At 73.5% G+C, this 20830-nt stretch carries 18 protein-coding genes and 2 tRNA genes; 8 read left to right on the top strand and 12 right to left on the bottom strand.

All coding sequences use genetic code 11. From position 1 onward, the window contains the following. Positions 1-55: 55 nt before the first annotated feature. The 4 genes from ABT345_RS10940 to ABT345_RS10925 all read right to left on the bottom strand — a co-directional run bounded on the left by ABT345_RS10940 (position 56) and on the right by ABT345_RS10925 (position 4071). A complete protein-coding gene (locus ABT345_RS10940; RefSeq protein ID WP_386459259.1) occupies positions 56-1363 on the bottom strand; it encodes an HD-GYP domain-containing protein in 1308 nt (435 codons plus the stop codon). Then, a complete protein-coding gene (locus tag ABT345_RS10935) occupies positions 1360-2799 on the bottom strand; it encodes an HD domain-containing phosphohydrolase (RefSeq protein ID WP_345086376.1) in 1440 nt (479 codons plus the stop codon). The genes ABT345_RS10940 and ABT345_RS10935 overlap by 4 nt, the downstream gene beginning before the upstream one ends. A 160-nt stretch (positions 2800-2959) precedes the next feature. After that, on the bottom strand, positions 2960-3382 hold the full coding sequence (gene rsrA, locus ABT345_RS10930) for a mycothiol system anti-sigma-R factor (protein WP_345086378.1): 423 nt from the start codon (positions 3380-3382) through the stop codon (positions 2960-2962). Next, positions 3379-4071 carry a sigma-70 family RNA polymerase sigma factor gene (locus ABT345_RS10925; protein ID WP_345086682.1) on the bottom strand — a complete coding sequence of 231 codons (693 nt, stop codon included), beginning with the start codon at positions 4069-4071 and terminating at the stop codon, positions 3379-3381. The genes rsrA and ABT345_RS10925 overlap by 4 nt, the downstream gene beginning before the upstream one ends. Positions 4072-4395: 324 nt before the next feature. On the opposite strand from ABT345_RS10925, the gene ABT345_RS10920 reads away from it, so the two are divergent. Beyond that, positions 4396-4983 (top strand): helix-turn-helix domain-containing protein, encoded by a 588-nt coding sequence (locus ABT345_RS10920; protein ID WP_345086381.1) that lies wholly within the window; start codon positions 4396-4398, stop codon positions 4981-4983. 81 nt (positions 4984-5064) lie between these two features. Here ABT345_RS10920 and ABT345_RS10915 read toward each other — a convergent pair whose 3' ends face one another. Together ABT345_RS10915 and ABT345_RS10910 are read right to left on the bottom strand one after the other, a co-directional pair. Then, the gene (locus ABT345_RS10915; RefSeq protein ID WP_345086383.1) at positions 5065-5712 is read right to left on the bottom strand and encodes an alpha/beta hydrolase family protein; all 648 of its coding nucleotides are present in this window, start codon (positions 5710-5712) and stop codon (positions 5065-5067) included. Between the two features lie 125 nt (positions 5713-5837). Continuing rightward, positions 5838-6671: an SOS response-associated peptidase gene (locus ABT345_RS10910; RefSeq protein ID WP_345086385.1), complete on the bottom strand. Its 834-nt coding sequence runs from the start codon at positions 6669-6671 to the stop codon at positions 5838-5840. A gap of 199 nt (positions 6672-6870) precedes the next feature. Between ABT345_RS10910 and ABT345_RS10905 the strand changes: the two genes are divergently transcribed. The 4 genes from ABT345_RS10905 (at position 6871) to ABT345_RS10890 (ending at position 10629) form a co-directional block, all read left to right on the top strand. Then, positions 6871-7611, top strand: a complete 741-nt coding sequence (locus ABT345_RS10905; RefSeq protein WP_345086387.1) for a M50 family metallopeptidase — start codon at positions 6871-6873, stop codon at positions 7609-7611. A 232-nt stretch (positions 7612-7843) separates the two neighbouring features. Then, positions 7844-9196, top strand: coding sequence for a 3-phosphoshikimate 1-carboxyvinyltransferase (gene aroA, locus ABT345_RS10900; RefSeq protein ID WP_345086389.1), 1353 nt, complete (start codon positions 7844-7846; stop codon positions 9194-9196). A gap of 12 nt (positions 9197-9208) precedes the next feature. Then, positions 9209-10216, top strand: coding sequence for a ribosome small subunit-dependent GTPase A (rsgA, locus tag ABT345_RS10895; RefSeq protein WP_345086392.1), 1008 nt, complete (start codon positions 9209-9211; stop codon positions 10214-10216). A gap of 89 nt (positions 10217-10305) precedes the next feature. Beyond that, entirely contained in the window at positions 10306-10629 is a 324-nt protein-coding gene (locus ABT345_RS10890) for a DMT family transporter (protein WP_345086394.1), read from the top strand. 46 nt (positions 10630-10675) lie between these two features. Here the strand turns inward: ABT345_RS10890 and ABT345_RS10885 are convergent, their stop codons facing one another. Continuing rightward, on the bottom strand, positions 10676-11458 hold the full coding sequence (locus ABT345_RS10885) for a TetR/AcrR family transcriptional regulator (protein WP_345086396.1): 783 nt from the start codon (positions 11456-11458) through the stop codon (positions 10676-10678). Between the two features lie 163 nt (positions 11459-11621). Here ABT345_RS10885 and hisN point away from each other — a divergent pair, with 163 nt between their 5' ends. Then, the gene (gene hisN, locus ABT345_RS10880) at positions 11622-12428 is read left to right on the top strand and encodes a histidinol-phosphatase (RefSeq protein WP_345086398.1); all 807 of its coding nucleotides are present in this window, start codon (positions 11622-11624) and stop codon (positions 12426-12428) included. 135 nt (positions 12429-12563) lie between these two features. Here hisN and ABT345_RS10875 read toward each other — a convergent pair whose 3' ends face one another. Continuing rightward, positions 12564-14030, bottom strand: coding sequence for a catalase (locus ABT345_RS10875; protein ID WP_345086400.1), 1467 nt, complete (start codon positions 14028-14030; stop codon positions 12564-12566). Between the two features lie 157 nt (positions 14031-14187). On the opposite strand from ABT345_RS10875, the gene ABT345_RS10870 reads away from it, so the two are divergent. After that, positions 14188-14607: a Fur family transcriptional regulator gene (locus ABT345_RS10870; protein WP_345086403.1), complete on the top strand. Its 420-nt coding sequence runs from the start codon at positions 14188-14190 to the stop codon at positions 14605-14607. A gap of 159 nt (positions 14608-14766) precedes the next feature. Here the strand turns inward: ABT345_RS10870 and ABT345_RS10865 are convergent. The 4 genes from ABT345_RS10865 to ABT345_RS10850 form a co-directional block, all read right to left on the bottom strand. Further along, positions 14767-14840: transfer RNA gene (locus ABT345_RS10865), tRNA-Met, on the bottom strand. Positions 14841-14930: 90 nt separating this feature from the next. After that, the gene (locus tag ABT345_RS10860) at positions 14931-16793 is read right to left on the bottom strand and encodes a tetratricopeptide repeat protein (RefSeq protein ID WP_345086406.1); all 1863 of its coding nucleotides are present in this window, start codon (positions 16791-16793) and stop codon (positions 14931-14933) included. Positions 16794-17029: 236 nt separating this feature from the next. Further along, positions 17030-17103: transfer RNA gene (locus ABT345_RS10855), tRNA-Met, on the bottom strand. Positions 17104-17218: 115 nt separating this feature from the next. Further along, positions 17219-20047 (bottom strand): UPF0182 family membrane protein, encoded by a 2829-nt coding sequence (locus ABT345_RS10850; RefSeq protein ID WP_345086408.1) that lies wholly within the window; start codon positions 20045-20047, stop codon positions 17219-17221. Between the two features lie 214 nt (positions 20048-20261). On the opposite strand from ABT345_RS10850, the gene ABT345_RS10845 reads away from it, so the two are divergent. Beyond that, positions 20262-20816 carry a PPA1309 family protein gene (locus ABT345_RS10845; RefSeq protein WP_345086410.1) on the top strand — a complete coding sequence of 185 codons (555 nt, stop codon included), beginning with the start codon at positions 20262-20264 and terminating at the stop codon, positions 20814-20816. The last annotated feature ends 14 nt before the right edge of the window (positions 20817-20830 follow it).

Genomic DNA, 20830 nt, shown 5'->3' with positions numbered 1-20830 from the left:
CCCCCCTGCGTTCACCAGGGGCGGAACTCTGGGGAAGGCTGCGGCACCACCGGCCTCACCCGGTGCTGCCGCCGCGGGCCAGGACCCGCGCGAGCGCCTCCACGACGCCCGGCTCGAAGTCCGGCCCGCCCGCCGACCGCAGCCGCTCCAGCGCCCGCGCCCCGCCGGCCCCGGCCGCCTGGCCCGCCCAGTCGTCGTACGCGTTGACGGTCCGCACGATGCGCGCGGTCACCGGCTGCTCACGGTACGGATCGGCCTGCCGCTCGACGATCACGGCGACCTCGGCGGGGACGCCGGTCTGCCGGACGACGGCGCCGCCGAGCAGGGCGATGCGGCGCTGCTCGGCGGGCGGCAGCGGCGCGGTCGCCCCCGACGGCACCGGGTCGACGAGCGACAGCTGCCCGATGTCGTGCATCAGCGCGGCGTGCTCCAGGAGGTCCAGCTCCGGCTCGCGCAGCCCCAGCTCCCCGCCGACCGCGCGGCTGAGGACGGCGACCCGGCGGACGTGGCCGGGCGGGGTGTACCCGGCGATCTCGGTGGCGCGGGCCAGGGAGGCGACGGTCTGGCGGCGGGTGGCCCGGGCGGCGGCGAACCGGCGCAGCGCGCACTGGGTCAGCAGCAGCGGCAGCGCGAACACCGGCAGCGCCCACAGCCCGGCGACCGCCGTGGCCGGCGCGATGGCCACGCCGGTGGCACCGACCGCCGCGCCGATCCCGCCGGAGGCCCGCAGCTCCCGGCGCAGCAGCGCCCCGTACGGGCGGCCGGTGCGGGCCCGGGCGGACGCGGCGGTGAGGAGCGCGTCGCCCAGCGTGGTGAGCGCCGGCAGCGCGAGCAGCACCAGGAGCGGCACCTGGCCCCGGCCGGCCCCGGCGGCGTACAGGGGCTGGACGCAGATCGCGACGCAGCCGCAGGTCAGCAGGTTCCGCGCCAGGCGGTCGCCGGCCGGTCCGCGGCCCGCCCGCGGCACCGTCCCCACCAGGCGGGCGAGGCCGACCACCACGACGGTCTGCGCCGCGCCGTGCGGGGCGGGCGCCCCGGCGACCTCGCCGAGCAGCGCGTACGCCAGCGCGCCGGCCGCCGCCAGGGGCGCGCGTGCGCTCTCCCCGGGCGCCCCGGCGGGCCGCTGCCGGACCAGTTCGCCCACCGCGATCAGCGCCCCGAAGGCCAGCGCGACGCCGGGCTGCGCGACACCGGCCCGCAGGGTGTGGACGAGGGCCCACAGGGCCAGCGCGGCCGCGGCCGTACGGATCGCCACGGCGAGGGCGGCGCCCGGGGCGGGCCGGGCCGCTCGCCCCGGGGCGTCCTCGGGGTGCGCCGCCCCGGGGGACGGCAGGGTGCCGGGGCCCGCGGCCGGGCCGCTCACGCGTCACCGGGCCGGGCGGAGTGGTGCCGGGCGCGGCCGCCGCGCCCGGCGGCGTGCCGGCCGTGCGGTGTGGCGCCGCCGCGGCGTGCGCCGGGCGCGGGCAGCTGCGGCAGCGGGGGCGGGCCGCACGGCAGATCGGGGGCGGGGTCGGCCGGCAGGGCCGGGTCCGGGTGCCAGCCGTGCCGTTCCAGGGCTGCGGCCAGCGCCCGCACCATCCGCGGGTCGAACTGCTTCCCGGCGCATTTGCGCAGCTCGGCGACTGCGGCCGGGACGGGTCGGGCGCGGCGGTAGGAGCGGGTGGAGGTCATCGCGTCGAAGGCGTCGGCGACGGCCACCACCCGGGCGCACTCGGGGATCTGCGCGCCCTTGAGGCCGTAGGGGTAGCCGCGGCCGTCGAGCCGCTCGTGGTGGTGGAGGATCGCGTCCCGCGCCTCCCCGAGGAAGCCGATGCCGCGGACGATCTCGTGGCCGTACTCGGGGTGGAGTTCGATCAGGGCGCGTTCCTGATCGGTGAGCGGGCCCTCCTTGCGGAGTAGCCGGGTGGGGACGCCGAGCTTGCCGACGTCGTGCAGGATCCCGGCGATCCGCAGCACTTCCGTACGGTCCGCGGGCAGGCCCAGCTCCCGGGCGATCATCACCGAGGCGCGGCCGACGCGTTCGCCGTGGCCGCGGGTGTAGCGGTCCTTGAGGTCGACGGCCTGCACCAGCGCGCGGACGGTGGCCCGGTGGGCGGCGCGCTCCCGGTGGTACTGGGCGAAGGCCCAACACGAGAGGTACATCGCCGGCAGCACCAGCAGCGCCGCCGACGGGCCGTACGCGCCGCGCCAGAGCACCGCCGTCATCAGTCCGGCCGGGCCGTGCACCAGATGCGGGCCCAGGGAGCCGCGCAGCAGTCCGCGCCAGGCGGTGCGCGGCCGCGCTCCCTCGGCGGTGATCCGTACCGCGCCGTCGAGGGCGGCGAGCACGGCGCAGAGGACGGTCGCGGCGGCGAGGGCGGGCAGCAGCACCCGGGGGGAGTGCGGGGACGCGAGGGCCCGGGGCCCGGCGGCGGCGTCGAAGAGGAGGGCGGCGGCCCAGCAGGCCAGGGCCAGTTCCGCGGCGTGCCAGAGGCGGCGGGCGGTGCGGGCCGGCTCCTCGGCCGGGGCGAGCAGCGCGCCCGGGACGGCGGCCAGCGCGGCCAGCGGCGGCGGCAGCAGGAACACCCCGGCCAGCAGCACGGGCAGCGCCGTGAGGAACGGTGCGGTGCCGGCCGGGATCCGCAGGCCCGGGAGCGGGCGGTGGCGCAGCGTCTCGCAGCCCGCGTGGAGGGCGGCCAGGGCCGCGGCGTCCGCCCAGGGGGCGCCGGGCCCGAGCCGGACGGCCGGGGCGGCGCAGGCCACCGCGGCCAGGACGGCTCCCGTGATGCAGCCGCGCGCGGCCGGCGGCAGTGCCCGCATCGCGCCCTCCTCCCCGAATACACGGCCCGGTTCCGCGCAGCGTCGTACGCGGTGTGGGGGGTGCGGCGAGGATAGAGGGGGCCAGGCGGACGCGTCGGCCCATTGCGGGCCAAGGGCGGAGAAAAACCCCGCCACTCATTCCTTCGGGTGATACGCGGCGTTATTCGGCGCGCGCTGCCTCGGTGCGTGCATCGGCGGAGTCCGCCGCTTCGGCGGGGGACGCGGCGGCATCGGCGGTGCCGTCCGCGCCCCGGGCGCCGGTGGAGTCGTCGCTGCGGGCCGCGTCGTGACGGGCCTGGTCGAGGACGCTGACCTCGGGGACGGTCTCGCCGGCCCGGATCAGGTCGATGCGGCCCATGACCTTGGACCGCAGGTCGCGCGGGACGTCGTCATGGCCGCAGCAGCGCTTGACGAGCTTCTTGACGGCCTGTTCGAGGCCGTACTTCTCCAGGCACGGCGAGCACTCGTCGATGTGCACCTGGAACTTCTCGCACTCCCCCTCCGGCATCTCACGGTCGAGATACTCGTAGAGGTGGTCGAGCACCTCGGAGCATTCCTTGTCGTGCGGATCTCCGCAGCTCATGATCCCGAGCCTTTCCGGTCGTGCGGCTGCGGTGCCTGCGCGGCAGCCCCTGCCCCGGCCGGGACCAGCCCGCGCTCGCGGGCGTAGTCCTCCAGCATGCCGCGCAGTTGGCGCCGGCCGCGGTGCAGACGGGACATCACCGTGCCGATGGGTGTCCCCATGATGTCCGCGATCTCCTTGTACGCAAAGCCCTCGACGTCCGCGAGATAGACCGCGATGCGGAATTCCTCCGGAATGGCCTGGAGTGCGGCCTTCACGTCGGAGTCGGGGAGGTGGTCGAGCGCCTGCGACTCGGCGGAGCGCAGTCCGGTGGACATGTGCGACTCGGCGCGCGCCAGCTGCCAGTCCTCGATCTCCTCCGCCGCGCTGCGCTGCGGCTCACGCTGCTTCTTGCGGTAGGAGTTGATGAAGGTGTTGGTCAGGATGCGGTACAGCCACGCCTTGAGGTTGGTGCCCTCCCGGAACTGATGGAAGGACGCGTACGCCTTGGCGTACGTCTCCTGCACCAGGTCCTCCGCGTCGGCCGGATTGCGCGTCATGCGCAGCGCGGCGGAGTACATCTGGTCCAGGAAGGTGAGGGCGTCGCGCTCGAAGCGGGCGTTGCGCTCGGCGTCGCTCTCCTTCCGGTCCGCGGTGTGCTCCTGTGCCGCGCCGTCGGTCCCTGCGTCGGTACCGGTGACCGGACCCACCTCCTCCAACACCGTGACGGACCCGGATGCGGATCCACTCGATTCGGAGAATAGACGACGATCCCGGACCGCCGCCGCTCCAGCCGGAGCGGCCGGCGGTACCTGCGTCTGGGGCCATCGCAGGTCGGCGGCGGGACGAGCGGGGCAGGCGATTCCCATGCGACGGGCTCCCATTTCCTCGTGCTGCGCAAGCGGTGTACGGACGTCCTACGCCACCCTCAACAGCCGTGCCCCGCGGCGCATTCCCGGCCCGACGCACCTTTTCGCGGCGCCTCACGGAACACCGAGTTTGACAAACCGCGTTGCCGCTTCGGCAATAGAGGTATGACGGATGACACGTACGAACGGGTGCTCGGCGAGGTCGGACCGCGGCTGCGGCGGCTGCGCCAGGAGCGCTCGGTGACCCTGTCCGCGCTGTCGGAGGTGACCGGCATCTCGGTCAGCACCCTCTCCCGCCTGGAGTCCGGCCGCCGCCGCGCCACCCTGGAGCTGCTGCTCCCGCTGGCCCGTGCCCACCAGGTCCCGCTGGACGAACTGGTCGGCGCCCCGGAGGTGGGCGATCCCCGGGTACGGGCGGTGCCGCAGCGCCGGGCGCACATGACGTTCGTGCCGCTGACCCGGCAGCCGGGCGGCCTCCAGGCGTTCAAGCTCGTCGTCGACCCGGTCCCGGGCCCGCCCGAGCAGCGCACGCACGAGGGGTACGAGTGGCTGTACGTCCTGTCGGGACGGCTGCGGCTGCTGCTGGCCGACCGCGATGTGGAGCTGAAGGCGGGCGAGGCGGCCGAGTTCGACACCCGGCTGCCCCATTGGTTCGGGCCCGTGGACGACAAGCCGGTCGAGCTGCTCAGCCTCTTCGGCCGGCAGGGCGAGCGGATGCACGTCCGCGCCCGGCCCCGGGGGCGGACGGAGTGAGACGGCGCGCCGGGGGCGAAGGCCGGTGGGCCGGGCCCGCGGGCCACCGGCCGGCGGGGCCGCGGGCCCGTGCGCCGCAGGTCAGCCGAAGAGCTGGTCGAGCCACTCCGCCACCGCGTCCGCCAGCGTCGCCATCGAGGCCTCCTCGCTGACCCCGGCCCGCTTGGGGACGGCGAACCCGTGGTCCCCGTGGGCCAGCTCCCGCAGCTCCGTACCGGGCGGGAACTCCTCGGGGCGCCCGAAGGGGTCCCGGCCGCCCTGGACGACGAGGGTCGGCACCCCGGCTGCGGTCAGCTCGTCGGCGCGGGACTTCTCCGGGCGGCCCGGCGGGTGCAGCGGGAAGCTGAGGGCGAGGACGGCGTGCGCGCCCAGTTCGCGCGCGGTGCGGCAGGCGACCCGCGCCCCCGCGCTGCGGCCGCCCGCGACGACCGGCAGCCCGGGCTTCTCCAGGGCCGGCCACAGCGCCGTCCACCCGGCGTCGAGGGTCTTGGGGGCCGGCGCCACCTTCTTCCCGGCGACCCGCCACGGCTGCTCCACGAGCGCGACGGTGTAGCCGCGGCCCGGCAGCGCGGCGGCCAGCGCCCGCAGGTCACGCGCCTCGATACCGCCCCCGGCGCCGTGGCCGACCGCCAGCACCGCCCGGGCCGGCACGGGCGCCCGGAACCAGGTGATCCGCGCCTCGCCCGCGGGCGTGGCGACCGTCTCGCTCTCGTGCACACCGGAAGTCATACGCCCATCCTGCCGCCCCGCGGACGCCCCGGCCGCACGGGCCCGCCACCGGGAGCGGCGGGCACCCGCCTTCCGAAGGGTGTCCTCCTCGGAGCGGCGGACCGGCGGCCCCTGGGGCGCGCCCCTCAGAACAGGGTGCCCACCTCGGGCCCGTCGAGTTCGGTGAGCAGCTCGGGGCCGTTGTTGCGGACGTTGCTGACGGCCGTCGGCACCGGGTACGCGCGCATCAGCCCGGCCGGGGGCGGGGCGAGCAGGGCGAGCAGCCCCTCGGGGTCGGCGGGGGACGGGTCGAGCCAGGCGTCCCAGCGGTCGGGCGTCATCACCAGCGGCATCCGGGGGTGGATGTCGGCCAGCGACTGCGGCCCCTCGCCGCCGTCCGCCCCGGCCAGCGGCGTGGTCTCGGCCGCCGTGGTGATGACCGCGCACGTCACCCACCAGGCCCGCGGGTGGTCGGCGGGGAGCGTGGCATCGCGCCAGAACTCGTACAGCCCGGCCATCGCCATCACCGAACCGTCGGCGGGCGTCACGAAGTACGGCTGCTTACGGGGGCGCTTCTTCACCCCGCGCTCCTCCAGCTCCCGTTCCTCGGGGGCGGTCACCCACTCGTAATAGCCGTCCCCGGGGAGCAGGCAGCGGCGGGCGGCGAACGCCTGGCGGAACGAGGGCTTCTCGTGGACCGTCTCGGCCCGCGCGTTGATCATCCGTGCGGCGCCGTCCGGCGAGTTCGACCACGACGGCACCAGCCCCCAGGTCAGCGTCCGCAGCTGCCGCACCGGCGCCCCCGGGGGGAACGCCCGCGCCGCGGCGCCCTTGAGGGGACGCTCCAGGACCGCCTGTACGGGGACGGTCGGGGCGATGTTGTAGTCCGGGGCGAGCGTCTCCTCGGGCACCAGGTGCCCGATCCCGAAGGTCGCCGTCAGCTCCTCGGGCCCACGACTCGCTGCATACCTGCCACACACGGCAATCCACCCCTTTGACCTGCTGACCCACCAGGGTAGGCCGCCGCGGCGGACACCGGGCGCCCCGGCCGCCGGCCCGGCGCGCGCCCGCCCGGACGCGCCCCCGCTCCCCCTCCGCGCCCCGGGCGCGCGACCCGCCGCGTACCGTCGGGCAGCCGTGCCACACTGCCAGGCCATACGAAGGGACGACAGGGACGCCATGGACACCGATCGCCTCACCGACATAGGCAGCCGCGTCTTCGGGGCCCAGCCCGACCCGCCGGTCTGGCTGGTGGTCGCGGCGGGGGTGCTGGCGCTGGCGGCCGTGCTGCCGCGCCCGGCCTGGCGGCTGACCCGGAACGCGGTGACCATCGCCCACGAGGGCGGCCACGGCCTGCTGGCGCTGCTCACCGGCCGCCGCCTGGAGGGCATACGGCTGCACTCCGACACCTCGGGTCTGACCGTCTCGCGCGGCAAACCGACCGGTCTCGGCATGATCCTGACCGCGGCGGCCGGGTACATCGCCCCGTCCCTGCTGGGCCTCGCCGGCGCCGCGCTGCTGGCCGCCGGCCACATCACGGCGCTCCTGTGGGGCGCGACGCTGCTGCTCCTGGTCATGCTGGTGATGATCCGCAACGCCTACGGGGTCCTCACGGTCGTCCTGACGGGCGCCGCCTTCCTCCTCGTCTCCTGGCTGACGCCCGCCGACGTCCAGGCGGCCTTCGCGTACGCGGCCGTGTGGTTCCTGCTGCTCGGCGGCGTCCGGCCGGTGTTCGAGCTGCAGCGCAAGCGCCGCCGCGGCCCCGCACTGCGACCGGGGTCGCCGAGCGGTGCGCCGGACTCCGACCCCGATCAGCTGGCCCGGCTGACGCACGCCCCGGCGTTCGTCTGGATCGGCCTGTTCCACGTGGTGACGCTCTGCTCGCTGTTCGGCGGCGGCCGCTGGCTGCTCGGCCTGTGACCCGCGCCCCGCGGCGGTCCGGCGGGCCGCCGCACCCCGCCGCTCCGGCTCAAGCCGCCGCGAAACCGGCCCTCCCCGGGCGCGCATCCCCCGATCGTGCGCATCGCGGACGCCGCGGGCGGCGGTGCGCCGGGACGGTTGCCTGATCAGCGCGGTGTGCGACGCAGGTACGTCGCAGTCGCACCGTTTTTGATCAGGATGGGCACCCTTGCCCAGCGATTAAAGTGAGGGCATGACCGAGAGCACCGCACTCCCCGCACTCTGGCCCGCCCCCGTCGCCTCGGGGGCGGTCGATGCGACCGTCACCGTGCCCGGCTCGAAATCGGTCACCAACCGCGGTCTGGTGCTCGCCGCCCTCGCCGCCGAGCCGGGCTGGCTGCGCCGCCCGCTCCGCTCCCGCGACACCCTCCTGATGGCCGAGGCGCTGCGCACCCTGGGCGTCGGCATCGAGGAGACCGCCTCCTCCAGCTCCGCCGAGCCCGGCGGCGGCGAGGCGTGGCGGATCATCCCGGCCGGTCTGCGCGGCCCGGCCACCGTCGACGTCGGCAACGCCGGCACGGTCATGCGCTTCCTGCCGCCGCTCGCCGCGCTCGCCGACGGCCCGGTCCGCTTCGACGGCGACCCGCGCTCGTACGAGCGTCCGCTGGGCGGGGTCATCGAGGCGCTGCGCGCCCTCGGCGCCCGGATCGAGGACGACGGCCGCGGCTCGCTCCCCATGACGGTGCACGGCACCGGCTCCCTCGACGGCGGCCCGGTCGCCGTCGACGCCTCCTCCTCGTCCCAGTTCGTCAGCGCGCTGCTGCTCTCCGCGCCCCGCTTCAACCAGGGCGTGGAGGTGCGGCACACCGGCACCGCGCTGCCGTCCATGCCGCACATCCGGATGACGGTCGACATGCTGCGCGCCGCCGGCGCCCAGGTCGACACCCCGGAGGCGGGCGGCGAGCCGAACGTCTGGCGGGTCACCCCGGGCGCCCTGCTCGGCCGGGATCTGGTCGTCGAGCCGGATCTCTCCAACGCCCAGCCGTTCCTGGCGGCGGCGCTGGTCACCGGCGGTCGCGTCACCGTTCCGGACTGGCCGGCGCACACCACGCAGCCCGGTGACGCGCTGCGCGAGATCTTCACGGCGATGGGCGGCTCCTGCGAGCTGACCGAGGCGGGGCTGACGTTCACCGGCGGCGGCGCGATCCACGGCATCGACGTCGATCTCGGCGAGGTCGGCGAGCTGACCCCCGGCATCGCCGCCGTCGCGGCCCTCGCCGACTCCCCGTCCACGCTCCGCGGCGTCGCCCATCTGCGGCTCCACGAGACGGACCGCCTCGCCGCGCTCACCAAGGAGCTGAACAACCTCGGCGGCGATGTCACCGAGACCGCCGACGGCCTGCACATCCGCCCGCGCCCGCTGCACGGCGGCGTCTTCCACACCTACGAGGACCACCGGCTGGCGACCGCCGCGGCGCTCATCGGCCTCGTCGTCGAGGGGGTGGAGGTGGAGAACGTCGCGACGACCGCGAAGACCCTCCCGGACTTCCCCGCCCTGTGGCACGCCATGCTCGACCCGGCCGCACCGGCCGCCCGGAGAGGCTGAGGGTTCCGCGTCATGCGCCGCTACGGCAAGAATCCCGATGAGGACGACGTCCGGGTCCGTCCCAACCGCAAGGGCAACCGCCCGCGTACCAACATCCGCCCCAAGCACGAGGACGCCAGCGAGGGCCTGGTCCTGACCGTCGACCGGGGGCGGCTGACGGTCCTCATCGACGACCGCACGGTCACCGCGATGAAGGCCCGTGAGCTGGGCCGCAAGAGCGCCGTCGTCGGCGACCGGGTCGCGGTGGTCGGCGACCTCAGCGGCGCCAAGGACACCCTGGCCCGCATCGTGCGCGTCGAGCCGCGCACCTCCACGCTGCGCCGGACGGCCGACGACGACGATCCCTACGAGCGCGTCGTCGTCGCCAACGCCGATCAGCTCGCCATCGTCACCGCCCTCGCCGACCCGGAGCCGCGCCCCCGGCTGATCGACCGCTGTCTGGTGGCGGCGTACGACGCGGGGCTCGATCCGCTGCTGGTGCTCACCAAGTCCGATCTCGCCCCGGCCGACACCCTGCTCGCGTCGTACGGCGCGCTCGGCGTCCCCTATCTCGTCACCAACCGCGACGAGCTGGCCGACGGTTCCGCCGCCGACCGGGTCCGCGAGCGGCTGGCCGGCCGGATGACCGCCTTCGTCGGCCACTCCGGCGTCGGCAAGACCACGCTGGTCAACGCCCTGGTGCCGGACCGCCGCCGGGCCACCGGCCATGTCAACGCGCACACCGGCCGCGGCCGCCACACCACCACCTCGGCGCTGGCGCTGCCGCTGCCCGGCGACGACGGCTGGGTGATCGACACACCGGGCGTCCGCTCGTTCGGGCTGCACCACGTCGATCCCTCGCGGGTGGTGCTGGCCTTCCCCGATCTGGTGCCGGGCACCGACGGCTGCCCGCGGGCGTGCAGCCACGACGAGCCGGACTGCGCGCTGGACGACTGGGTCGCCGAGGGGCACGCCGATCCGGCGCGGCTCTACTCGCTGCGCCGGCTGCTGGCGACCCGCGAGCGACGCGAGGGCGACTGAGCGGCGCAATCCCCTGCCCACCGTCCGGGGTAACTGCATAATCACACCGAGACGGACGTAGCGGTCACCGACAGACGGAGGCATGGGACATGGCATGGCTGCTCGTCGTGGTGGCGGGGCTCCTGGAGACCGGGTTCGCGGTCTGTCTCAAGCTGTCGCACGGCTTCACCCGCCTCTGGCCGACCATCGCGTTCGCCGCGTTCGCGCTCGGCAGCTTCGGCCTGCTGACGCTGTCGCTGCGGAAGCTGGACGTCGGCCCGGCGTACGCGGTGTGGACGGGCATCGGCGCCGCCGGCACCGCCGTCTACGGCATGGTCTTCCTCGGCGACCTGACCTCCACGCTCAAGATCGTCTCCATCTGCCTCGTCATCGCCGGCGTCATCGGCCTGCAGCTGTCGGGCTCGGCGCACTGACCCACGGCGCGCCGCCCCTGGGCCGCGCCCCGGCCGTCCGCGCAGGTCAGCCGCCCGACTCCGCGCGCCCGGTCCGCCCCGGCGCCCGGGCGAACGCCCCGCGCACCAGCCGCGCCACCGCCTCGCTCTCCGCGTCCCGCCCCGCATCGGCCGTACGGGCACCGCCACCGGGCGGCTCCGGCCGGGCGGGCGCGACGACACAGGAGAGGGTGAGCCGGGCGGCCGCCTCGCACGCGGTGTCCAGCGCGGGCAGCTCCTCGTCCGGCCAGTGCGGCGCCAGCGCGGCCACCGCACGCTCCCGGAACCGGCCGACGAGATCGGTGGGCCCGGGCGGCGTCCCCTCCCCCGCGCCCTGCCGCTGCGCCGGGACGGCCCGCCGGGCGCCGCGGGGCCGCACCGGCGGCGGTCCGGCCGCGCACCGGGGCGGCAACCGGTCGCCCCAGCAGCCGGTCAACGCGGCCCTGACCAGCGGATTGGTGCGCGCCACGCGCAGCGTCCAGGCGGCGGCAGCGGCGACCCGGGCCGCCGCGTCACCGGCCGGAGCGGGCGGGCCGACGGTCCGGCCGGCCGGCGCTCCGGACCGTACGGGCGGGCCGCCGCGCTCCCCCGAAGTCTCCGTCAGGGCCCGCTCGACACCGGCCAGATACGCCTCCATCTCCCGGCGCACCAGCGCGCGGGCCAGCCCGGACTTGCTGCCGAACTCGTTGTAGAGGGTCTGCCGGGAGACCCGGGCGGCGGCCGCCACATCGACCATCCGGACCGCCGTCCAGGGCCGGTCCGCGAGCGCCGCGTAGGCCGCGTCGAGCAGGGCTTCCCGCACTGTCGGCATCGTCGCCTCCCGCCTGCCCGGTCCCATATGACCGGTGTGCGCACAGAATTGAGGCGCCGTCGGGGACTGTCAAGGGGCGCCGCGTGCGGCCGTCCGGGGCGTATCCGCCCGGCGGGGCCCGATCATGTGGCTGTCCGTGCATACCAGTAGATACTGTTCGTACATGCCCGACTATCACGATGATCTCCGTCTCGGACACGTCCTCGCGGATGCCGCGGACGCCGCCACCATGGAGCGGTTCAAGGCGCTCGACCTCAAGGTGGAGACCAAACCGGACATGACCCCGGTCAGCGAGGCGGACAAGGCCGCCGAGGAGTTGATCCGCGGTCATCTCCAGCGGGCCCGGCCGCGCGATTCCGTCCTCGGCGAGGAGTTCGGCTCCACCGAGGGCACCGGCCCGCGCCGCTGGATCATCGACCCGATCGACGGCACCAAGAACTACGTGCGCGGCGTCCCGGTCTGGGCCACGCTGATCGCGCTGATGGAGCGGAGCGAGGGCCGCGACCGCCCGGTCGTCGGCATCGTCTCCGCCCCGGCGCTGGGCCGTCGCTGGTGGGCGGCCGAGGGTCTGGGCGCCTTCACCGGCCGCAGCCTGACCTCCGCCAGCCGGCTGCGCGTCTCCGAGGTCGGCAGCATCCGGGACGCCTCGTTCGCGTACTCCTCGCTGACCGGCTGGGAGGAGCGCGACAAGCTCCCGGGCTTCCTCGCCCTGAGCCGCGACTGCTGGCGCACGCGCGCGTACGGCGACTTCTGGCCGTACATGATGGTCGCCGAGGGCGCCGTGGACATCTGCGCGGAGCCGGAGCTGTCGCTGTGGGACATGGCGGCGTGCGCCGTCGTGGTACAGGAAGCCGGCGGCCGCTTCACCGGGCTGGACGGCAGGCCGGGCCCGCACAGCGGCAACGCCGCGGCCTCCAACGGCCTGCTCCACGACGATCTGCTGGCGTACGTGGGCGACGCCCGCAGCTGACGCCGCATCCGCGGGAGACCGCACGAAGAGGCCGGAGCCCCATGGCATCCGGCCTCTTCGGCTGGTACGGCAAGCGGGTGGCCGCCCGCGGCCGGACCGCCCCCAAGGGGGACGGCCCGGTGCGCGAGGTGCCGGTCAGCCGCGCAGGGCCTGGACCGCGGCGTCGAGCCGCTTGCCGTAGTCCGCGTCCGCCTTGCGGAAGTTCTCGATCGCGCGCTGGGCGATGTCGTCGCGGGAGACCTTGGCGATGAAGCCCGCGAGGTTGCTGATCAGGCGCTCCTTCTCGTCCTCCGACATCAGGCGGTAGAGGTTGCCCGCCTGTACGAAGTCGTCGTCCTCGGCGTGCGAGGGCGCCGCGCTCTCGCCGGTGACGCCACCGGAGAGCTGGAAGGGCTCCCACAGCGGCCGGCCGGTCTGGACGGGACCGCCGAAGCTGTTCGGCTCGTAGTTCTTCGCCCCCGCGTGCCGGCCGTCGTACATCACGCCGTCCCGGCCGTGGGTACGCGCCTCGGTGGCGTGCGGGCGGTTGACCGGCAGGTGGTCGGCGTTGATGCCGACGCGGTAGCGGTGCGCGTCGCCGTACGAGAAGAGGCGGCCCTGGAGCATCTTGTCGGGCGAGGGGCCGATGCCCGGCACGAAGTGGTGCGGGGAGAAGACCGACTGCTCGACCTCGGCGAAGATGTTCTGCGGGTTGCGGTTCAGCTCCATCTTGCCGAAGTTGATGACCGGGTAGTCCTCGTGCGGCCACACCTTGGTGAGGTCGAACGGGTTGAAGCGGTAGTTCGCGGCCTCGGCGGCGGGCATGATCTGCACGCCGACCGTCCAGCTCGGGAAGTCGCCGCGCTCGATGGACTCGCGCAGGTCACGCTGGTGGCTGTCCGGGTCCTCACCGGCGACCTTGGCGGCCTCCTCGCTGGTGAGGTTCTTGATCCCCTGGTCGGTCTTGAAGTGGTACTTGACCCAGAAGACCTCGCCCGCCTCGTTGCTCCACTGGAAGGTGTGCGAGCTGAAGCCGTCCATGTGGCGGTAGGACGCGGGGATGCCGCGGTCGCCGAAGAGCCAGGTCACCTGGTGCGTCGCCTCGGGCGACAGCCCCCAGAAGTCCCAGACGTTGTCCGCCTCCTGCGAGCCGGTGTACGGGTCGCGCTTCTGGGTGTGGATGAAGTCGGGGAACTTGATGGCGTCCTTGATGAAGAAGATCGGGGTGTTGTTGCCGACGAGGTCGTAGTTGCCCTCCTCGGTGTAGAACTTCAGCGCGAAGCCGCGCGGGTCACGCACCGCGTCGGCCGCGCCGAGGTTGCCCGCGACGGTCGAGAAGCGGGCGAACATCTCGGTCTGCTTGCCGACCTCGGAGAGGAACTTCGCCCGGGTGTACTTGGTGACATCCGCGGTGACGGTGAAGGTGCCGTACGCTCCGGCGCCCCGGGCGTGGACGATGCGCTCCGGAATCCGCTCGCGGTTGAAGTGGGCGAGCTTCTCGATCAGGAGCTGGTCCTGGATCAGTCCGGGTCCGCCCAGGCCGGCCGTCTCGCTGTTCTGGTTGTCCGCAACCGGAGCTCCGGACTCCGTCGTCAGCGGTCCCGTGGTGCTCTCTACCGACACGTGCGCCTCCTGAAGTCTGCTACCTGCCCTTGGCTTGCGCCGCTGCCGATCCTACATTGGACATTGTCTAAGTCAAGAAGGGTCCGAAAGTCGTACCCGATCCGGTGATGGACGGTGCACTGTTACCCTGGGCGTATCTGACTGATAGGTGAATGGCATGAGTGACCTGCTGGAACGGCTTCGGGACCGCGGCTGGCGACTGACCGCACAGCGGCGCGTGGTCGCCGAGGTGCTCGACGGCGACCACGTCCACTACACCGCCGACGAGGTGCACGCCCGCGCGACCGAACGACTCCCCGAGATCTCCCGCGCCACCGTCTACAACACCCTCGGCGAGCTGGTCTCGCTCGGTGAGGTGCTGGAGGTCAGCACGGACGGCCGCGCCAAGCGCTACGACCCCAACGCCCACCACGACCACCAGCACCTGGTGTGCTCGCGCTGCGGCACCATCCGGGACGTCCACCTCCACGGCGACCCGCTCTCCGCCCTCCCCGAGCCCGAGCGGTACGGCTTCCAGGTCTCCGAGGTGTCGGTCACCTACCGGGGCCTGTGCCCCACCTGCGCCGCCACGTCCTGAATCCGCGGGCCACGCCCCCGTCCGGGCCGCCCCGCCGTCTTGATCGGCTCGCACCCACCGGGTGCGGGCCCGTTGCCATGCCCGCATCCCTCGCGCGAAAGCGGTCGCGCATACGACGAAGGCCCGGATCCTCGAAAGAATCCGGGCCTTCGTCTTGAGTAGCGGGGACAGGATTTGAACCTGCGACCTCTGGGTTATGAGCCCAGCGAGCTACCGAGCTGCTCCACCCCGCGTCGTTGTGGTGTTCACTGTAGACCCACGCCGACGACCAGCGCAAATCCGTTCCCCGGGAGCGGCGGCGGACCGCCCCCGAGGCAACGCCGTCAGGCGCTCAGCTCCTCCTGGAGCGCCTCCTGCAGCCGGGCCGCCCGCTCGGCGACCTCCGGCGGCCCCAGCTCCACGGCGCGGGCACACCACGAACCGGCCTCGGTCAGCGCCCCGCGCCGCGCGGCCAGCAGCGCCAGCCGGAGCGCGGCCCGGCCGTGGCCATCGCGAGCCGCCCGCTGCCACCACAGGGCGGCCTCGGGCAGGCTGCCCTCGCGGGCCAGGAGCAGGCCGAGGTTGAAGGCGCCGTTACGGCTCCCGGCCTCGGCGGCCGCGCGGTACCAGCGGGCCGCCTCGGCCGTCTCACCCCGGGCCGCCGCGAACATGCCGACCCTCACCTGGGCGTGGCGGTGCCCCTGGGCGGCCGCCTTCTCGTACCAGCTCAGGGACTCGGCGTCCGGCTTCCGCGCCTGGCCCGTGGGCCAGGGGTCGTCGGACTTCGCCACCTCCGCGGACCGGCGGTCCAGCAGATCGGCGAGGCGGAACGCCGCCTCCGCGCTGCCGCCCTCCGCCGCACAGCGCAGATGGTGTTCGGCGGCCTCGTCCGCGCCGTCGCGCTGCTGGGCGATGGCGACCTGGAGCGCCGCCTCGGTGTGCCCGGCCGCGGCCGCCCGCTCGTACCAGATCCGGGCGGCGCGCTCGCTGCCCCGCCCGGCGAACAGGATGCCGAGGTTGAACGCCGCGTCCACGCTGCCGGCCTCGGCCGCCTTGGAGAACCACGGCTCGGCGCCGGCCGCGTCGCCGCGCTGGAGCAGCAGGATGGCCAGCGCGTTGGCGGCCTCGCGGTGCCCGGCGTACGCGGCGCGGCGGTACCACTGCTCACCGCGCCCGGCCCGGCCCTGCTCGGCGCAGAGCAGGCCGAGGTTGTAGGCGCCGTTGATGTCGCCCGCGTCGAGCGCCGCGCGGTACCAGCGCTCCGCGGTCTGCAGCTCCCCGCGGTCGGCGTGGAGCGCGCCCAGTGCGTTGGCGGCGTTGCCGTCGCCCTCCTGGGCAGCGCGGCGCCACCACTCGGCGGCGCTCTCGGTGTCCCCGGCGTCGCGCAGCAGGAAGGCCAGCGCGCAGGCGGCCTTCGGCTCGCCGTCCCTGGCGGCGGAGAGATACCAGCGCCCCGCCTCCTGGACGTCGCCGCGCTCCTCCAGCAACGTGCCGAGCTGGAGCGCCGCGCGCCGGTGTCCGCGCGCGGCGGCCTGGCGGTACCACTGCTCGGCCTCGGCCTCCCGGCTCAGCTCGCCGTAGGCGGGCGCCGTGCGGCGGTCCGCGCCGCGCCCCTCCTCGATCAGCCGGGCGAGGCGGTAGGCCGCCTCCCGGTGCCCGCGCTCGGCGGCGGTGCGAAACCACCGCTCGGCGCCGCTGTCCCCGCGGTGTTCGAGCAGGTCGGCGAGGGCGTACGCGCCCAGGCAGTGGCCCGACTCGGCGGACTGGCGCAGCCAGTACTCAGCGGCGGGCTCGTCACCGCGCTCGCGTTGATGGCGCCCGAGGGCGTGTGCGGCGGCGGCGGACCCGGCGACCGCGGCGATCCGCCACCAGCCCGCCGCCTCGTCCGCGTAGCCCCGCTGGTGCAGCAGTACGCCGAGATTGTTCGCGGCCGCGCGGTCGCCCGCGACGGTCGCGGAGCGCAGGTACGGCTCGGCGCCGTCGAGATCCCCGCGGCGCAGCAGCAGCGCGCCCAGTGCGCTCATGGCCGCGGTGTCGCCGGCCTCCGCGGCGCGGCGGTGACCGGTCTCGGTCACGGCGTCCGACGCCTCGGACGCCTCCGCGGCGTCCATGTCGTCCATCGGCAACTCGGATGTGCGCCCTTCGTCAGGCGCATGCACAAACCGGTCCGTCTCCAACAACCTTGCCTTGTCCCCCATAAGAGCCATCGTCGCACCACCCGTAACCCTCGTACACCTGGTATACAGCACCGGGCGAGGTCACTTCAGCGGTTTGTCGACTTCCCGACACAACGACTTGTCAAACTCAAGCACACAGGTTCCCCACATCGCTTGTTCGACGTGGCTGTACGCAGGAAGAACGCGACCGACCGGTCGGGTACCCGGTGCGGGCGCGCTCATGACGAAGGCCCGGATTCTCGAAGAATCCGGGCCCTCGTCGTCAGTAGCGGGGACAGGATTTGAACCTGCGACCTCTGGGTTATGAGCCCAGCGAGCTACCGAGCTGCTCCACCCCGCGTCGTTGTGTCCTCAACTTACCACGGCACGGGGCGGGGTCCGCGCAGGCCCCGCCCCGGCTCATGGTGCCCGGTGGCCGCCGGACTGCCCGGCGGCCACCGCAGACGGCCCGGCGGTCAGCCGCCGGAGCCGCCGCCCTTCTTCCCGCCCGCCTTCTTCTCGGCGGCCGCGGCGCGGTCCAGCGCCTCCTTGAGCTTCTTCTGGGCGTCGCCGTACGCGCTCCAGTCGCCGTCGACCCGGGCCTTCTCGCCCGCCTCGTACGCCTTCTGCGCGTCGGTCAGCGCCTCCTGCACCGTCTGGTCCGACGGCGGCTGGGTCGTCTCCCCGCCGGCGGGCGGTTCCTCGCCCGGTGCGGTGCTGCTCGGCGCCTTCTTGCCGAAGACGACATCCAGCGCGTCCTTGAGGGAGTTCTCCAGGACGGGCTTGTTGTCGCCGTAGCTCACCAGCACCTTCTTCAGGAGCGGGTAGTTGGTGTTGGCGCCGCGCAGATAGACCGGCTCGACGTAGAGCAGACCGCCGTCCAGCGGCACGGTCAGCAGATTGCCGTACTCGATCTCCGAGTCACCGAACTTCTTGAGGATGTTCAGTTCGTTGGCGATCTGCGGATCGGAGTTGAACTTCGACTGCACCAGCTGCGGGCCCGGCACCGGCGTCTCCGACGGCAGCTTCAGGATTCTGATCTTGCCGTAGTCGCCGCTGGTGGCGTTCGCGTCGACGGCCATGAACGCGCCGAGGTTGTCCCTCTTGTTGGGCGTGAACGTCGTCGTCAGCGAGAACGTCTGATCCTTCTGGTCCGGCATCTTCATGCTCAGGTAGTACGGCGGCACGGAGTTGCCCGACTTGTTGGTCGGATCGTTGGGGATCTGCCAGCGCTCCGAGCCGGTGTAGAAGGTGCCCGGGTCCGTGACGTGGTACGTCGTCAGCAGCTGCCGCTGGACCTTGAAGAGGTCCTGCGGGTAGCGCAGGTGCTCCATCAGCTGCGGGCTGATCTTGCCGCGCGGCTCGACCGTCCCGGGGAAGGACTTCATCCAGGTCTTGAGGACCGGGTCGGCCTTGTCCCACTGGTAGAGCTTGACGGAGCCGTCGTAGGCGTCGACCGTCGCCTTCACGGAGTTGCGGATGTAGTTGACCTGATTCTGCTGGGCCATCACCGCCCGCTGTCCGTTGGTGAGCGAATCGGCGGTGGTGTCGCCGAGCGTGGTCCGCGAGGCGTACGGGTAGCCGTTGCTCGTGGTGTACGCGTCGACGATCCACTGGACGCGGCCGTTGATCACCGCCGGGTAGGCGTCGCCGTCGATGGTCAGCCACGGCGCGACCGCCTCGACGCGCTCCTTGGGCGTGCGGTTGTAGAGGATCTTCGAACCGTCGCCGATTGCCCCGGAGTAGAGGATCTGCGGCTCACCGAACGCCACCGCGTAGGCGGCGCGGTTCACCGGGTTGGCGAGGCTGACACCGCTCTTGCCCTGGTAGGTGTAGCTCTTCTCGCCGCTGTCGTCGGAGTAGTCCAACTCCTTCTGCGGACCGCCGACGATGGAGTACTGCGTGGTCTTCTCGCCGTAGTAGATCCGCTGCTCGTACGTGGGCAGCTTGCCCTTGGACGGCAGGTCGGACTCGGTGTACTTCGGGCCGCCGCCCTCCGCGGTCTCGGTGCCCTTCGCCGCCACGGCGCCGTAGCCGTGGGTGTACTTGAAGTGGTCGTTGATCCAGTTGCGCTCGGGGATGCCGGCGATGTTCAGCTCACGCAGACCGATGACGGTGTCCTGCTCGACGCCGTCCTTGTCCTTGTACCGGTCGACGTCGAGGGTCGAGGGGAACTGGTAGTAGCCGCGCACCTGCTGCTGTTGCTGGAACGCCGGGGAGACGACGTTCGGGTCGAGCAGCCGCATGCTGGCGGTGGTGTCGGCGTTGTCCCGGAGCTTTTGGCTCTCGGCCTTGCTGCCGGGCTGGTAGTCGCCCTTGTAGCCGGTGACCTTCGAGTCCTGGATGTCGTACGCGTCCCGCGTCGCCTTGATGTTCTGCTTGATGTACGGCGCTTCCTTGGCCTGCTCGTTCGGCTGGACCTGGAACTTCTGCACGATCGCCGGGTACAGCCCGCCGATCAGCACCGCCGAGAGGACCATCAGACCGAAGCCGATGACCGGCAGCTGCCAGGTGCGGCGCCACAGGGTGGCGAAGAACAGCACCGCGCAGATCGCCGCGATGAAGAACAGGATGGTTTTCGCCGGGAGGTAGGCGTTGGCGTCGACGTACCGCAGGCCCGTCCAGCCGTCGGCGGACCGCAGCCCGCTCGACTTCACGGCCAGGCCGTAGCGGTCGAGCCAGTACGCGACGGCCTTGAGCGAGACGAAGATGCCCAGCAGCACCGACAGATGGCCGGTGGCGGCGGCGGTCGCGCGGGAGCCGGGGCTGGTGAGCCGCAGCCCGCCGTAGAGGTAGTGGGTGAGCGCGGCGGCGACCAGGCAGAGCACCGCGGCGGCGAAGCCGAAGCTCAGCAGGAAGCGGTACCAGGGCAGGTCGAAGGCGTAGAACGCGACGTCCTTGCCGAACTGCGGGTCCTTCTGGCCGAACGGCACGCCGTTGATCCACTGGAGCCAGGTGCGCCACTCACCGGACGCGGAGGCTCCGGCGACCAGCCCGACGACGACGGAGATCGCCGGCAGCACCCACTTCTTGAAGGGCGCCAGGCTCATGCGGTAGCGGTCCAGGCTCTGCTGCTCCATGGACATCGCGCTGAGCGGCGGCCGCAGGCGGTGGGCCAGCCAGATGTTGACGCCGACGACCACGGCCATCAGCACGCCGAAGACGGCGAAAAGGCCGATCTTCGTCCACAGGGTCGTGGTGAAGACGGAGGCGTACTTCACCGAGCGGTACCAGAGCCAGTCGGTCCAGAACCCGGAGAACATCACAAAGAGCATGGCCAGGACGGCCAGTACGCCCACCGTCATGAAAAGGGTCCGGGCCCGCCGCGACGGCCGGCCGACTCTCATCCGTGGCCCGGAGGGGCCTCCGCCGCGGTCCGGCATCTGGAAAGCCAAGGTGCGCACCTCGAAGATCGCTGTCGTGTGGAACAGGCCCGGAGATAGTAGGACCCACTGAACCAACTTACGAAGGCTTTACCCGGTTCCCGATTTCCGGGGTTCACAGGGCACGATGTGAAACATGACGAACAACCCCGTGGACGGCACCCCGCTCGCCGCCTCTCCGCTGACCCGCGCGGTACTCGAGATCGACGAGTACAGCGCCGGACTGGGCTGGGACCAGCCCGCCCGCCTCTTCGCCCTCGTGGACTCCGCCAAGCTGCGGGAACAGGAGCCCGCACTCGCCTCCCAGCTGGGCATCGACGACGACGCGGCCGCGTCGCTGACCCCCGTCGAGCAGGACGAGATCCCCGCCGGGACCCCGCTCGACGAATTCCTCGCCACCATCGCCTGGCCCGATGCCGTCGCCGGCTGCGCGCTGACCGTGGAGCGGCTGATGCTGCCGCCGTCGGCCGAGGACTCGGTGCCCGCGGGGCTGGACGAGAAGCAGCTCGCCAAGTGGGTGGCCGAGCACCCGGACCGTCAGGAGGTCCGGATGACGGTGGCGGTGCTGCGCGACGGCTCCCGCGAGTCGGCGCTGCGGCTGCGCGAGAAGGACGCGACGTCCGAGGTGCTCACCGGCGCCTCGCTGGTGCCGGGCCTCGCGGACGCGCTGGCGGCGACGTTCGAGGCGTGACCGGTGGCGGGCGG

The organism is Streptomyces sp. NPDC000404, assembly GCF_040300365.1.
Taxonomy (GTDB): Bacteria; Actinomycetota; Actinomycetes; order Streptomycetales; family Streptomycetaceae; genus Streptomyces; species Streptomyces ramulosus.
This window is presented reverse-complemented; position numbering and strand designations above follow the sequence as displayed.